Origin of the sequence: Leptolyngbya boryana PCC 6306 (assembly GCF_000353285.1) — a bacterium.
Taxonomy (GTDB): Bacteria; Cyanobacteriota; Cyanobacteriia; order Leptolyngbyales; family Leptolyngbyaceae; genus Leptolyngbya; species Leptolyngbya boryana.
Map to the genome: position 1 here is coordinate 4953037 of NZ_KB731324.1, position 12897 is coordinate 4965933.

Consider the following 12897-nt stretch of genomic DNA (forward strand, 5'->3'; position numbering starts at 1 on the left):
CGTTATGCCCACACATCTAGAACACTACCCGTTTGTTCGATCGTCACGGGCTGACCTACACCTACTGGAGAGGGCAAATTCGTGTAAGTGACTGCTACATTTCCGTCTGAAGTAGACTCTAGTGTGAACAATGCCCGCATGGCTAACGGACTAGGCTGACCTTCGCGAGACTGAATTTGGCACTGAGTCGTGACAGCAGCTTGAGCCGGGGTAGATAGAGCGATCGCAATGATTCCTGAAAGGAAAACACTAACCTTGAAAAAATTTGACATGAATGATGATGGATGATCAAAAACCTCTGTGATAGTAAGAGATTCTAAGATCGATGTGTTGAAATTGATAAATCTCAACACATGCAATTCCAGCTTATCAATGTGCATGTCCAGCTTTTGGGGCTTGCTATCTATGCACCTAAATTAAGGCTTAGGCGTGCCTTTCAACGCTTCTTGAGCCGAGATGCCATCGCCTTGAAAGCCGAAATACGAGAGAACTGCAGCAGCTTCCGCACGGGTTACAGGGCGTTTCGGTTGAAACAGAGTCGTGTAAGCAAATGCTCGGCGGATATTCGCTTGATCGCCATTCTGAAAGTCAGCATAGACAGCTCTCAATGCTTTTGCATCAATTTTGTTCGCATCTTGGAAGCCCCAGGATTGCTTGACAGATTCGATCGTGGCATTGGGCAAAACTTGACGAGTATCGACCGGAATCTTCCACAAAATCAAATCCTCGCGCGTCAGTGGTGCATCGGGACGAAACAGACTTGCGGTTGAATCGCCAGACAAAGAGCTTGGAATCAATCCTGCTTCAGCTAAGCCTTGAATTGAAGCAAAGTCAGGATCTTTTGTGGGAACGTCTTTAAAAGCAGGCGTTGAGGATTCAACCGCTAACCGAATTTGACGAGCAGGACGAGTGCTGTAAATGCGGTTATTCGCAGCAACGAGCCATCGCGCATAGACCCGTCGAGTTACATTTTTGTTTGGTTCAAATACAGTTGATTCATTGGCTTTTGCTAAATTGCTATGCGTGAGAATCCCTAATTCAGCCGTCTCTTTGACCGCTTGGCGGAGAGCTTGCGGTGCTTTATCGAGATCTGAGAAGGAACTAGAAGAATCAACAGTCGGAGCCGGAGTGGCAGAGGGAGTCGGACTCGGCTCTGTCGTTGTTTCAGGAGAAGGAGTTGGAGAGTCAGAAGGCGAAGGACTCGGAGAAGCTTGTGGGCTAGGCGAACTGTTTGTCAGGCGCGGATCTGCGGACAACGCATCCCGAACTGAATTCGCAGCGGGTGTGTTAGAACAACTCGCGAACAAACATAAGCTTACAAGTCCAAGCGTAATCTTTTGCAACGACAGCACGATCGATTAAATCCATGACCACGTTTCAACACTAGCGCAAACTGCGATCGATGTGGGGATGATCTCTATTCGCGATCGTCATCCAAGATTTTTTGTAAGCGCGATCGCTCCAAAACGTAATAGTCTGAAAGTCCTGTGCGCGCTGCTTCGATCTCTTGAGATTCTTCAGAAAAGATCTCAAATTTTTTGATCCACCAATCGAATGCACTGGGAAATTTTACCTTTTCTTGAGCAGCTTGCAAGAGTTCTAACGCTCGCTCTCGAGTCGGGCTAGCATCGCGATCGCAGCCTGCTTCTTCAGGATGTAAGATTGCACAGGCTTGTTCTCTTAATTTCTGACGAATTTCGGAAGAAGAGAGTCTTAAACAATCCGGTGAGATATCACCGAGCAACAGTCCGCGATCGGTATAGAGGAAAATGCGAATATTGCCAACTTCAAATGCGGCATTGGTAACAGTACAGAGAAGCAGTTTGGGGCAAGAAGGCAGCTTCCGGTCTAGTCGAATTTTCATATAGAAGAGAAGGGCAAAACGATGAGAGGCTTCTAATTCTTTTAACTTAGCGGATTTAGTTTAGGAGATTGGATTTATTTTGCAAAACTCCATATTAAAAACTGTTCATTTAGATTCAGATTTTTTTATTTTCTGGCGTTTGTCTGACATTTTTGCCCTATGATCTCTCTGACGATCGATTAAAATTTCTGTCCAATTGCCCGATGCCTGACATAATACGTGACGGAATATCGTGTATTTAAGGATACTAAGTAGGTATGCAACCTGTCTCTCGATCGGATGTGCTTTATGTAATCGATCACTGCTGGATGGTCGAAGATCCAGTGATAGATGAATATGCGTATCGATTCCGATTGATTCAAGATCGGCATTGGGCAGAGTTTAATCAAGCGTTTGCCTGTACAGATGAAACTCAGTACGAAGATATGGCGCGGCATCTAGATCAAATTCGTGAAGAACGCGATCGAGCCGAAGAGATTTTGTATTGGTTATTTCTGGATTCAGAATTGCGTCGGCAGGGGAAGACTGTGCCGGATTTGTGGGAAGCACAGCAGGCGCAGGCGTAGGCGTTTTCGGGAAGTGGGGAGATTTTGAAAATTTAGTTGAGAATTAGGGCTGATTTGGGTGTAGCCTTTCTCGGATTTGATGGATGATCGGATGGTTGCCGTGCTGTTCTTCTAAGTGGTTGAGCAGTGAGATCAGGTCTATAGTGAGTGGAACTCCGAGTTTTAGGTGGTCTAAAATCGATTTCTGAGCGAAAACAGTTTGCGGAGTTCCTTCTAGGGCAAGCGTTCCTCGATCGAGCACAATCACCCAATCTGCCCAGCGATAAACCCACTCTAGATCATGCGTTGCCATCAGAATGGTTGTGCCATTGGCATGAATGGTTTCTAAAGTCTGCGCGAGCATTCGAGTGTGGAGTGGATCGAGATAAGCTGTTGGCTCATCTAGTAGCAATAACTCAGGCTTGAGAACCATGACATCTGCTAGGGAAACTCGCTTTTTCTGCCCTAGGCTCAAGTGATGAATCGGATGATGAGCGAGTTCAGTTAAACCAAATTCGGCTAGAGATTTCGCGATCGCAGGTTCGATCTCTGATTCTGTCCAGCCTAAGTTACACAATCCATACGAAATATCTTCTGCAACGGTTGATGCGATCAACTGCTGTTCGGGGTTTTGAAAGACTAAGCCTACTTTTTGCCGAAGTTCGATCAGCGATCGGCGATCGTAACTCAATGTCTGACCTTTCCAAGCAATCGTGCCGCGTTGTGGCTTGTATAAACCATTTGCCAGTAGAAACAATGTGGTTTTACCACAGCCATTTTGCCCAATCAAAGCCGTTCGTTTTGCGATCGGAATCTCTACCGTCAAGCCCTGAATCACAGGGTTTTTGGTTCCGGGATACGTATATTCGACTTGATCAAAGGCTAACGACATAGGCTGATAAGAAGCAATATGAGACATCCTAAACTAGCTTCGATCGCATAGCGTCGAGAAGGGCGATAGGTTCGTGGCGAATAGACTCGAAATTCCCCATTAAACCCTCTTGCTGCAGTGGATAAAACGAATTGTTGATAGTTCTCCATTGTTTTACGAAAAAGCTGACTGATCAGCAGACTCAAGCTATAAAACCAGCGTCGGACACTGCGATAACCATTGCGCGAATGTTGAGCAATCCAAAGTTCACGAGCAGTTGAGAGCAAAATAAAAATGAATCGGTACATCAGCATCAGCAGTTCTGTGAGTACCTCTGGACATCTGATTTGTTTGAGAACTTGTAATATTTCTGTAAATGGGGTTGTGAATAAGACGAAATATAAGCACGAGACTGTCGAAAGTGTCCGAGTCAAGATGACGACAGCTTGTAAAATCCCTTGCTGGCTCAAATAAAAGTAAGTCGATCCAATTGAGAAACCCAAAACTGCATCGCTTGCCGAGCGATCCGCAATCCCCAGGATCAAGGCTGGAATACTGATCAGCCAAAACCCGATCGCAAGACTAAGCAACCGTAAATAGATACGACAGGGAATTTGAGCATAGATGACAATCCAAATTCCTAGCCAGATTGCGATCGCGATCTGAATGATTGGAGTTGCAATCAGAGCAATCAACAGTACGATCGTTGCAAATAGTAATTTATGTTGCGGTGGTAGTTGTCGTAATCGATTGCGATGAGAAAGCGTATCCAGCCAAAGGTGCATGGTTTTATTTACCTTGCGATCGCCCTTTATACAGCCCGATAACATATCCAAGCATACCTGCCCCTAATGCCGCTTGCGATGCAAAGAGTAAACTTGCAACTTCTGTACTCGCAGGCTCAAACACGGGCTTAAACCAGGGTTCATAAGTCGGATGGCTCTCTTCGATCAGTTGTTGTGCCTGTCCATCTGCTCCATTAAACTCTGCTCGCACAAACACCAAAGGAGCCACAGTGAGGAGAATGACTGCGATCGCAAGGAACCAATTCTGTCGCGTCGATGATTGTCTCATGTCTTCATTAAGTTTAAGGTTTCCAATTCAGTCCGATTGTAGGTCTGTAGCCAATTCCAGACTAAGACCGTGAGTAAGCCCTCGCTAATGGCTAAGGGAATTTGAGTCAGCGCAAAAATTCCAGCAAACTTTAGAAATGCAGCCCATACTCCACCCGTTGCTGCCGGAAACGCCAATGCCAACTGGATCGAAGTTGTGACGTAGGTTAAAAGATTCGCGAATGCTGAAGCTAGGAAAATTGCAGCTTTTTGATTCCCAGTTCTCAGCACTAAATGATAAATACCGTATGCGACGAAAGGTCCCACGATCGCCATTGAAAACAAATTGGCTCCGAGCGTTGTCAAGCCTCCATGCGCTAACAAAACGGCTTGAAACAGCAGCACCAATCCCCCTAAAACGGTCATTACCGCAGGTCCAAATAAAATTGCGCCGAGTCCAGTTCCCGTGGGATGCGAGCAGCTTCCTGTCACGGAAGGAAGCTTTAACGCAGATAAGACAAATGTGAATGCGCCAGCTAATGCTAAGAGCAGTTTCAATTCAGGATTTTGGCGTGTAATCCGCGTCAGCGATCGCAGTCCAAACGCAAAGAACGGCAGCGAGATCGCCCACCAAAATGCTGCCCACTGAACAGGCAAAAAACCCTCTGCAATGTGCATTGCTTGGGCTGGAGTTGCTGATCCCAATACTAAATACAAACTCAGCCCTGCCATTGCAGCAAGGCTCATCCATTTCCGAGTCCTCATTCTGTACCTCGCAGAACTAACAACCGTAAAGCTGGTGGGCATTCTGGCTTAGCGAAATCTCGCTTTACAGTTGCGGGACAGCGGCAGCTTTGCACTACACTTTCCCCAATCCAACTTTATTTAAGGTGTGACTCACTGTATCACTATTAGTCGAGTTTTTTGGTAGAGTTTTGTCGAGATGTAGAAATCTTTTAATCTATGACTCCAGAGGTAGACCATCCTGTAACTGGGCTGATAATGTACAAGCACAGGAGTTGCCAGTCGCCTTATGTTAGAGCCATCTACCTTAAAATCGCCGCTGAAGCCCAATTGTTTACCTGTCTTTTTTGCATCCTCATCTTTATTTCCTGATCTTCCAACGTTCCAGCAAGCAAGTAGAACGCTCACGTTCGATCAAGCACGACTGACAACAGACTTACAACCCCCTTCGGGCAACACGCAAGTGACTAGTGCGATCGCTCAATTGCCCCCTGATTTCTCGAATTCCCTAAACCGAGAAATTGTCACGAGCGGTTTAACCGCTTCCAGCGGCGATCAAACAGATTCGGTTCAATCTGCTCAAGATATCGTTGTCTCCATCAGCAGGTTGGTCAAAGAGATCTCAGGCACAGTTCCATTCGCAGATGGCACAATCGACGTCGATCTTTCAACTTCAGCAGGAGCAGTCCAAGGCTCGATCGAGTTTGGTAATGGGGCGCTTGTGTCCAATTTAACAACGCCTTTTGGAAGTTATTTTTCATCGATCGACTTCAAATCCTCTGATCAATATCCATTCAATTTCAACGGCACTCCAGGCATTGTCAATCTAGACGATGGTTTAGTCATCTTGGATTTCCAGCCTGAAATTCAAGATGACGAAATCGCAATTCCAATTAATGCACTCAGCGGCAATGTCACCTTCAACGATGGACAAGCGATTCTGAATATTCCAACTCCTTTTGGAGCATTTGCAACAAATTTTGATCTATCAGCATTAGTCAAACCTAGCACCCTGCAAGCTTCAGGAACTGTGACTGTGCAAGATGGAACGCCTCCGATCGAGATGACGGGCGATTTCGGCATCATTCAGACCACGCTTGACGTTCCAAAATTAGTTCAAAACGCTGGCTCAATCTTTGCAACTGTAAGAGGCACGATTCAGATGACGAATGATGCGATCGTCTACGATTTCAAGACCTCCATTTCGTAAGGCATTGAATTTAGCAAATTCTATCAATAGAAAACGAGGAATGTTGTTTGTAGCTCTATTCGCTAAATTCTTAAAGAGAGATTAAAAACAGCGTAAATGATTATGGTGAATTTGAAAAAAACGATAGGAGTCTTCCTCGTGAGCGTTTCCCTCTTAATCGGAGGTGCTGCACTTACAAGTTGTGGCAGTGGACAATCTGAGACTGAGGCAAAAGAAGAGTCATCCAAGGAGCAAGAAGCCTCAAATCAATCTGAAGATGACGATGAAAAGCGCCAAGAAGACAAAGCTAAGGATAATGATAGCGATGATGAGAAAGATGGCGAGAAATCCAACGCTCGCAACAACAACGATCGAGAGAATGACCAAGAAGATCGCAAAGAGAGCAAAGACAAAGACGACGGTTAATCTATTGCTCACATGAATACAATAGTAGGAGTATAGAGCAATCAGTGATGATGCACGAACCCCTACTATTTTGCTTGGGTACAGTTGTCTGGATACAAATTGGATCGCATTCTCCTCAACCGTTGCTTATGAATCCGTATCCATTCCTAAGCGCTTCTGAATTTGCTTGATCGCTTTGTACATCTCAGACAAGTGGCTATAGACAGCAGACGATCGTAGAAAAATTCGATGATCGACCGCAGGATAACCCGATACTGTTTGTCCTGCCGCCACGCTGGCATGAACTCCAGTTTTTGCAGAGGCAACCGAACCATCGCCCATCCGGCTCTCATTGCCCACACCGACCTGACCTGCCAAAATCACGCGATTGCCCAGTACAGATCCCCCGGCGATCCCAACTTGAGCAGCAAATGCACAAGCCTCTCCAGTTTTGACTCCATGCCCAACCTGCACACAGTTATCAATCTTTGTATTACGCCCAATTCGAGTCTCACCGACAGAAGGGCGATCGATCGAAGAATTGCACCCTACTTCAACGCCATCTTCGAGCACGGTACAGCCTGATTGCTCCATTTTCAGCCAGCCTTCACGAGTCGGCACAAAGCCAAAGCCTTCTGAGCCAATCACTGCCCCTGCATGAATCACACAGTCTGCACCGATTTGAGCGCGTTCGTGAATCACACAATTGGCATGGAGAACTGTACGATCGCCAATTATCACGTCTGGGTAAATGACAACACCCGGATGAATAACAACATCATTGCCAATTGTCACGTTGGCTTCAATCACAACATGCGCGCCAATCGCAACGTTTTGACCAATCTGAGCAGACGGATCAATGATTGCAGACGGATGAATTGTTGCGGCAGGTTTGTAAGGTTGGTAGAAAAGCGCGATCGCTTGAGCAAACGCATAGCGCGGATTCGCTACAACGATCCAAGCTAAACCGCGTTCTTTCGCGATCGCTAGTAATTCCTCATTTGCAGGCAAAATCACCGCAGCAGCTTGGGTTTCGCGAAGCTGCTTTGCAAATTTCAGGCTTTCAGAATAGGTCAGCGTATTCGGCTTACTATCAAGTACTGCGGAAACTCCTGAAATTTCTAGATCAGGTGTTTCGCTACTACTCTTCACGGATTGCCCTAACTTTTCTACCAGATCCTTAAACAGCATTTACTCCTCCACTCGGTTTAAAAAAGCAGCACATTCAACATGAGCCGTCTGCGGGAAAAAGTCCGCAGGCTGAACCCGTATCAGTTGATAGGCATCATCTGCACATAACAATTTCAGATCTCGTGCTAATGTCGCAGCATTACAACTGACGTAAACAATTTGCTTAGGTTTCTGTTGTCGAAGCGTCTCCAAAACAGTTGCATTACATCCTTTACGAGGTGGATCGAGCATGACTAAATCCGGATGAATCTCAAGCGATTGTAAAACTTTTTCAACCGCTCCCACTTCAAATCTGACGTTCTCGATTCCATTCAAACTTGCGTTCTGTTGAGCTTGTTCAATCGCTTCCGGTTGAATTTCTAATCCGATCGCAGTTTTGACACGTTGTGCGATCGGTAAAGTCATTGTTCCAATTCCACAATAAGCATCAACAAATGTTTCGTCACCTTGTAAGTTTAACTGTTCCAAAACAATGTTTAACAAAGCTTCAGTTTGTTCAGTATGGACTTGAAAGAAAGTATCGGGTCGGATGTGGAACGTCAGATTTGCGAATCGTTCTGAGAGGAAAGGCTGACCTGCGATGCAATGTGTCTCTGAACCAAAAATGGCATTCGTGCGATCGCGCTGTACATTCAGCGACACACCGACTAAATTCTCATAGCGTTGCAGCCATTCCTGAGCCTGCTCTTCTAAATTCGGCAAGTCTGGATCAGCCGTAATCAACGTCAGCAAGATTTCACCTGTGCGCTGCCCAATTCTTAAGGCTAAATGCCGCAATTGACCGCGATGATATTTCTCATCATAGATTCGCCATCCCTGCTGCTGAATGTCCTGTTTGACTTCAGCCAGTAAAGGATTCAATCGCTCATCCTGAATCGGGCACTGATTCAGATTTACAATCTGATGCGTGCCTTTTTGATAGTATCCCGCTTGAACTTGTCGCGTGTTGGAACTTCCGAGTGGATAAGTCGATTTGTTGCGATAGTGCAGAGGTTCGCTCACATTCAGAACGGGATCAACTGCAATGTTACGAAATCCGCCAATTCGCTCTAATGCCTGAACGACCTGATTCCGTTTCGCTTCTCGTTGATAGTCATAATCGACATGCTGCCACTGACAGCCGCCGCACTTGTCAGCAACAATACAGCCGGGTCGAATCCGATGGGGCGAAGCTTCGAGGAGTTTGTATAACTTCGCATGAGCAAGATTCGGCTTGACGTGCATCAATCGGACTAAAGCGCGATCGCCGGTGACCGTATCGGGCACAAAGACGACCCGTGAGCCTGCGCGACCTACTCCATCACCGCGATCGCTCAAATCGGTAATCGTGACTTCCAGCAATTCACCTTGCCGCCATTCCGTAGTGTTATCGCTGAATGATGTGTCTAATTGTGTGGGCACAGTAATGTCTCGCTAATATTCTCTTAAGTGTCGCTTCTCTTTCTGTCCTATGACTGATTTCACAACCGTTCTTCAATTTATCAGCGATTTTGAACAATCTCACCCTGATGCCTCGACTTACGAGATTACAAATCGTTTACGCGGCTATACGAAGCCGAGCTATACGACGAAAGTCTGGACGGTTGTGACAGGGTTTGAGCAAGCATTTATTGAAGGTAAACTCAATCAAGATGTGATCTTAGCAGGTGCAACTATAGATTTTGGACATTTCATTGCGTCTTTGTCGGATCAAATCAATCAGCCAGGGCTGCAATGGTCAGATTTGACGCGCTGGACAGGAGATCATACTTCTTGGGCGGGTGATATTGGGTCTTCGATCGAGACGTATCGCGCCACTCCAGAAAAGTTCAAAGGCTTAGGGGATGCGCTCGATCGGTTTGCTTCAGAGTCAGATTATGCGGCAGATGTTGCTGCTTGGGTGGTTGGCGCAATGCTCAATGGAAATTCCAAGATGCTTTTATCTGAAGCGATGCAGAAATATCATGCTCAGCCTTATTCGGAGCATGTAAGAACATTTATTCAGCGCAGATTTAATGGCATCCTAGATGGTCAGAGAATTACGAATCCTGCCAAGATTGAAGCTGAAATTCGCAGTGCTACGTTTGCGTATTTAGAATTGTCTCAGAATGCAAGTTTTCTCAAGAAATTGATGAAATCGTTTACACAAAAACTGCGATCGACAAATTTAGAACGCGATTTACTCAGCGCAGATTTGCTACAAGGTTCGCTGCACTTTATGGCTCACCTCATTCGCAACGCTGATCTAGCACCTTTGAAGTTCAAACCTTATCAGCAACCTCAAGCTCCTTGGCTCGGAGTGGTGAACTATGAAGTGACGATCGACAATCCGAAATAGGTTACTCTCTAAAGCCACTAGCCCCAACTGTAGAGGTGCTAGAGGTGCGTTCATACAGGTTCCATCCGACCGAGACACTCTGTCATTAAATCCAGGCTCGTTCGTATTGCACGGGATAGACTTTTTCCTGACCTAGTTCTTTTGCTGCTTGAAGTGCCCAATAGGGATTCCGCAAGAATTCCCGCCCTATCAAGACAACATCTGCTTGACCTGCACGGATAATATAATCTGCTAGTTCAGCAGAGGTGATCAATCCCACTGCACCCGTTTGAATTTTGGCTTCTCGACGAATTCGTTCAGCAAAGGGCACTTGGTAGCCCGGAGATAGAGGGATTTTCACGCCAGGGATCGTGCCACCCGAAGAACAGTCAATCACATCAACGCCAAGAGATTTGATCTTATCGCTCAGAGAAATGCTTTGTTCAATGTCCCATCCTTGCTCTGCCCAATCGGTTGCTGAGATGCGAACCCAGAGCGAATCGCGTTCTGGTACAATCTCCCGCACTGCTCGAACGACCTCTTGGAGAAATCGAGTGCGATTTTCAAAGCTGCCACCATACTCATCTTGTCGTTGATTCACCAAAGGCGAGAGAAATTGATGCAGTAAATACCCATGTGCTGCGTGAATTTCAATGACTCGAAATCCAGCTTCTACTGATCGACGCGCGGCTTGAGCAAATGCCTCAGTCGTTTGCTGAATTTCTTCGACAGTCAAGGCTTCTGGGGTTGGATGCTTGGGACTAAATGCAACGGCACTACTCGATACAATCGGTCGCCATCCTCCCTGAGACTCGTCGATCGCATGTCCCCCTTCACTTGGTTTTGCAGTACTTGCTTTTCTGCCTGCATGGGCGAGTTGAATGCCTGCAACCGCACCACAGTTATGAATACTCGTGACAATTTTTGCTAAAGCTTCAATCTGATCATCTGACCAAATTCCTAAATCTTCAGGGCTAATGCGTCCCTGGGGTTCGATCGCGGCTGCTTCAGTAAACACTAATCCTGCTCCACCAACAGCACGACTTGTTAAATGAACCCAGTGCCAATCATTGGCATATCCATCAATGCTGGAGTATTGGCACATGGGGGAGACGACAATGCGATTGCGGAGAGTGACATCTCGAAGGGTAAGGGGTTCAAACAAATGCGACATTGAGATATTCCTAACGATCAACGCTGATCAAATCTTAGAAAATTTCCACGATCGTAGTGATCTAAGATTCTCAAAGTTCCCGAAAATGGGGAATTTAGGGGGCGGAGTTCTGCCCCTTTACAAATTGATTGGCTATGAGTTCTGTCTTTTCTTCAGGTATTGCCGAATCGAACTGACTACGCTTCTCAAGATTTCTTCTGGAGATGTCGAATTGCTTGACCGACTCGTAATTTTTAGTCCTGCGATCGACATCTCCCAACGCTGCACCTCGCAGCAGAACGCTCGATGGTCAGACATTGAGTGCAAACCGACTTAAGGAGCCGGATTGGGATATTGCGTGTAAACTTCCTCAATGTCTTTGAGAATGTCTGGAGTTAGATCAACCTTGATGCTATCGATATTTTCTCGAAGTTGGTCTAGGGTTGTTGCACCGATAATAGTACTGCTCACAAACCAACGACTCCGAACAAATGCTAACGCTAATGCTGTCGGACTAAGGTTGTGACGTTTTGCAACCTCAGCATAAGCCGCAACCGCTTCCTTGACTCTAGGTTTAAGATAACGCTGTCCAAACTGCTCAAATAGGGTAATTCGAGTCGTTCCAGGATCGCCTTGTAAATACTTTCCAGACAAAAATCCAAATGCTAAAGGACTATAAGCTAGTAAACCCACATTCTCGCGGTACGAAGCTTCTGCCAATGCAGAATCAAAGACCCGATTCAATAAGTTGTAAGCATTTTGAATTGACACCACTTTCGGTAATCCTAATTGTTGAGCAAGATAGCTAAACGTTGTAATGCCCCAAGGGGTTTCATTGCTCAGTCCCAAGTAGCGAATTTTTCCAGCCTTGATCAGATCTGCAAATACTTCCAACTGTTCAGCAATGGGAACTGTTTCCCGCTCTTGCTTGGGATCAAAAATGGTTTGTCCAAATTGCGGCACATAGCGATCGGGCCAATGAATTTGGTACAGATCGACATAATCAGTTTGGAGCCGCTTGAGGCTATCGTCGATCGCTTGTTGTACACTATTGCGATCGACTTTGTTCACCCCCTCACGTACCCATTTGAACCGTCGTCCTGCACCAATCACTTTCGTGGCGACAATCACTTTGTCTCTTTGCTGGTATTTTAGCCACTCACCAATGTAAGTTTCAGTCACGCCATGAGTTTCAGCACGTGGCGGAACAGGATACATTTCTGCGGCATCAATAAAATTAATGCCACGATCGAGAGCGTAATCAAGTTGTTGATGGGCTTCTTCGATTGTATTTTGCTGCCCAAAGGTCATCGTACCTAGGCAAATTTCAGAAACTTTGAGGTTACTTTCACCAAGGGAATTGTATTGCATAAATTCTAGTTGTGACTTGAAGGAATCATCAAATAAAGCTTGATCGGTTTGACCAAATTAACGGAATTTGCTCAGCAAAAACTAACATTTGGCGATTTTATGAAATACTACGGTGAGTTGGTCGATTCACCGTAGTATTATAGCGAAGAAATCACACAAAGATAGCATCTGCTCAAAAATAGACCTGATACCAAATTGAAGAATGTTTGCGACAAA

General features: G+C 45.8%; 16 protein-coding genes and 1 riboswitch. Of the genes, 5 read left to right on the top strand and 11 right to left on the bottom strand.

The features are described 5' to 3' along the window. Window positions 1-2 precede the first annotated feature (2 nt). The 3 genes from LEPBO_RS0124885 to LEPBO_RS0124895 form a co-directional block, all read right to left on the bottom strand. Entirely contained in the window at window positions 3-272 is a 270-nt protein-coding gene (locus tag LEPBO_RS0124885; protein WP_144056266.1) for a hypothetical protein, read from the bottom strand. Between the two features lie 144 nt (window positions 273-416). After that, window positions 417-1352, bottom strand: a complete 936-nt coding sequence (locus LEPBO_RS38200; RefSeq protein WP_017290309.1) for an S-layer homology domain-containing protein — start codon at window positions 1350-1352, stop codon at window positions 417-419. A gap of 65 nt (window positions 1353-1417) precedes the next feature. Next, a complete protein-coding gene (locus tag LEPBO_RS0124895; protein WP_017290310.1) occupies window positions 1418-1864 on the bottom strand; it encodes a hypothetical protein in 447 nt (148 codons plus the stop codon). A 257-nt stretch (window positions 1865-2121) separates the two neighbouring features. Between LEPBO_RS0124895 and LEPBO_RS0124900 the strand changes: the two genes are divergently transcribed. Further along, window positions 2122-2430 carry a hypothetical protein gene (locus LEPBO_RS0124900; protein ID WP_017290311.1) on the top strand — a complete coding sequence of 103 codons (309 nt, stop codon included), beginning with the start codon at window positions 2122-2124 and terminating at the stop codon, window positions 2428-2430. Window positions 2431-2473: 43 nt separating this feature from the next. Here LEPBO_RS0124900 and LEPBO_RS0124905 read toward each other — a convergent pair whose 3' ends face one another. The 4 genes from LEPBO_RS0124905 to LEPBO_RS0124920 all read right to left on the bottom strand — a co-directional run bounded on the left by LEPBO_RS0124905 (window position 2474) and on the right by LEPBO_RS0124920 (window position 5097). Then, the gene (locus LEPBO_RS0124905) at window positions 2474-3328 is read right to left on the bottom strand and encodes an energy-coupling factor ABC transporter ATP-binding protein (protein ID WP_225903969.1); all 855 of its coding nucleotides are present in this window, start codon (window positions 3326-3328) and stop codon (window positions 2474-2476) included. Beyond that, entirely contained in the window at window positions 3292-4065 is a 774-nt protein-coding gene (cbiQ, locus tag LEPBO_RS0124910; RefSeq protein WP_017290313.1) for a cobalt ECF transporter T component CbiQ, read from the bottom strand. The genes LEPBO_RS0124905 and cbiQ overlap by 37 nt, the downstream gene beginning before the upstream one ends. Window positions 4066-4069: 4 nt before the next feature. Then, window positions 4070-4354 carry an energy-coupling factor ABC transporter substrate-binding protein gene (locus LEPBO_RS0124915; RefSeq protein WP_017290314.1) on the bottom strand — a complete coding sequence of 95 codons (285 nt, stop codon included), beginning with the start codon at window positions 4352-4354 and terminating at the stop codon, window positions 4070-4072. After that, the gene (locus LEPBO_RS0124920) at window positions 4351-5097 is read right to left on the bottom strand and encodes an energy-coupling factor ABC transporter permease (protein ID WP_026148905.1); all 747 of its coding nucleotides are present in this window, start codon (window positions 5095-5097) and stop codon (window positions 4351-4353) included. The genes LEPBO_RS0124915 and LEPBO_RS0124920 overlap by 4 nt, the downstream gene beginning before the upstream one ends. Further along, window positions 5086-5225, bottom strand: a riboswitch (adenosylcobalamin (AdoCbl) riboswitch). (Overlaps the previous gene by 12 nt.) 140 nt (window positions 5226-5365) lie before the next feature. Here LEPBO_RS0124920 and LEPBO_RS0124925 point away from each other — a divergent pair. Beyond that, window positions 5366-6286 carry a hypothetical protein gene (locus LEPBO_RS0124925; protein ID WP_017290316.1) on the top strand — a complete coding sequence of 307 codons (921 nt, stop codon included), beginning with the start codon at window positions 5366-5368 and terminating at the stop codon, window positions 6284-6286. A 138-nt stretch (window positions 6287-6424) separates the two neighbouring features. Continuing rightward, window positions 6425-6691 carry a hypothetical protein gene (locus LEPBO_RS0124930; protein WP_144056267.1) on the top strand — a complete coding sequence of 89 codons (267 nt, stop codon included), beginning with the start codon at window positions 6425-6427 and terminating at the stop codon, window positions 6689-6691. Between the two features lie 126 nt (window positions 6692-6817). On the opposite strand, the gene lpxD is transcribed toward LEPBO_RS0124930, so the two are convergent. Continuing rightward, window positions 6818-7861 carry a UDP-3-O-(3-hydroxymyristoyl)glucosamine N-acyltransferase gene (lpxD, locus tag LEPBO_RS0124935; RefSeq protein WP_017290318.1) on the bottom strand — a complete coding sequence of 348 codons (1044 nt, stop codon included), beginning with the start codon at window positions 7859-7861 and terminating at the stop codon, window positions 6818-6820. Continuing rightward, the gene (gene rlmD / locus LEPBO_RS0124940) at window positions 7862-9262 is read right to left on the bottom strand and encodes a 23S rRNA (uracil(1939)-C(5))-methyltransferase RlmD (protein ID WP_017290319.1); all 1401 of its coding nucleotides are present in this window, start codon (window positions 9260-9262) and stop codon (window positions 7862-7864) included. A 49-nt stretch (window positions 9263-9311) separates the two neighbouring features. Here rlmD and LEPBO_RS0124945 point away from each other — a divergent pair, with 49 nt between their 5' ends. Continuing rightward, window positions 9312-10178: a hypothetical protein gene (locus tag LEPBO_RS0124945; protein ID WP_017290320.1), complete on the top strand. Its 867-nt coding sequence runs from the start codon at window positions 9312-9314 to the stop codon at window positions 10176-10178. A gap of 85 nt (window positions 10179-10263) precedes the next feature. On the opposite strand, the gene namA is transcribed toward LEPBO_RS0124945, so the two are convergent. Further along, window positions 10264-11331, bottom strand: a complete 1068-nt coding sequence (namA, locus tag LEPBO_RS0124950) for an NADPH dehydrogenase NamA (RefSeq protein WP_026148907.1) — start codon at window positions 11329-11331, stop codon at window positions 10264-10266. Between the two features lie 85 nt (window positions 11332-11416). On the opposite strand from namA, the gene LEPBO_RS0124955 reads away from it, so the two are divergent. Continuing rightward, a complete protein-coding gene (locus LEPBO_RS0124955) occupies window positions 11417-11647 on the top strand; it encodes a hypothetical protein (protein ID WP_026148908.1) in 231 nt (76 codons plus the stop codon). Here LEPBO_RS0124955 and LEPBO_RS0124960 read toward each other — a convergent pair. Beyond that, window positions 11644-12681: an NADP(H)-dependent aldo-keto reductase gene (locus LEPBO_RS0124960; RefSeq protein ID WP_017290323.1), complete on the bottom strand. Its 1038-nt coding sequence runs from the start codon at window positions 12679-12681 to the stop codon at window positions 11644-11646. The genes LEPBO_RS0124955 and LEPBO_RS0124960 overlap by 4 nt on opposite strands. Between the last annotated feature and the right edge of the window lie 216 nt (window positions 12682-12897).